The sequence below is a fragment of the Treponema sp. R6D11 genome, assembly GCF_054786075.1.
Map to the genome: position 1 here is coordinate 1 of NZ_BDHD01000321.1, position 1336 is coordinate 1336.

A 1336-nucleotide genomic window follows, 5' to 3' on the forward strand; every position below is an offset into this window, starting at 1 on the left:
GACATACCAAAAGATATTACGGCGTTGACCGCAGAATGGAGTCCTAGCGCGAGCGCTTTAAAGAAAAAGAAAGGCGACTTAAAGGACGAGGCTCTTTCAGCGAGGGCAAAGCGTCTTGACGAGCGTACTTCAAGAATCAGATTTACAGACGAAGAAGTAGAAACCGCCGCTACAATGATTAAAGAAGCGAAGCGTCCTCTGCTCTACGCTGGAGGCGGAGTTATCAGTTCTGGAGCGGAAGAAGAACTTATCGCCCTCGCTGAAAAACTTAACGCTCCTGTGGCGTTGAGTCTCATGGGCATAGGTTCGATTCCAAAAGATCATAGGCTCTGCACAGGGCTTGTCGGAATGCATGGAACTGTAGCGAGCAACAAGGCGATTCAAAAAACAGACTTGCTGATTGCTATCGGTGCTCGTTTTTCCGACAGAGTTACAAGCAAGGCTGATATGTTCGCAAAGACAGCGAAGGTTATTCACTTTGATATTGATCCTGCCGAAATTAGCAAAAACATTGAAACTCACGCATGGGTGATAGGAAACTTAAAAGACACTCTTAAACAGTTGTTGTCAAAACTTCCTGCCCGTCTTGAAACCGAATGGGACTGCGAAATTGACAAATGGAAAACCCATCTGCCTCAAACTTACACTCACGAAGTTACATTCGCTAAAAACGCACTCCACCCTCGCTTTATTATAGAAGAAACAGCAAAAGCCCTTGGTCCCGAAACAATCGCCGTTACCGATGTAGGTCAACATCAAATATGGACTGCACAATTTTTCCCGGCAGAAAAGCCAAGATCATTTATCAGCTCTGGCGGTCTTGGAACGATGGGCTTCGGTCTTGGTGCGGCTTGCGGTACAAAAATAGCGAACCCCAAAAAGCCAGTTGTTCTTTTTACAGGAGACGGCAGTTTCAGAATGAACTGCGCTGAGATGGCGACTCTAACCAATAATAAAATCCCGCTTTTAATAATTGTCTTTAACAACGGAGTTCTAGGCATGGTAAGGCAGTGGCAAAGTTTCTTTTACGAAAAAAGATACTCGCAAACAAATCTTGGTGCGGCTCCCGATTTTTTGAAACTCTGCAACGCTTACGGCGTTACGGGTTTCCGTGCAGGGGACAGGGAGTCTTTTAAGAAGGCTCTCCACGAAGCAACAGCGGAATTGTCCGCCGGAAGATCGGCTCTTATCGAAGCTGACATAGATCGTGATGAGAATGTCTTGCCGATGGTTCCTTCGGGTAAGCCGATTGACGAGCAGATTTTGTAGGGGGAAAATAGGCAACCTCCCTACTTTCTCTGCGTCAAATCCCACTCCATAGCGTTAATTGCAGAAA

The 1336-nt window shown here is 46.2% G+C and carries 1 protein-coding gene; it reads left to right on the forward strand.

From position 1 onward, the window contains the following. The coding region (locus ACYVTD_RS12725; RefSeq protein ID WP_461248122.1) for a thiamine pyrophosphate-binding protein at positions 1–1269 on the forward strand (1269 nt) is incomplete at its 5' end. Positions 1270–1336: the final 67 nt, after the last annotated feature.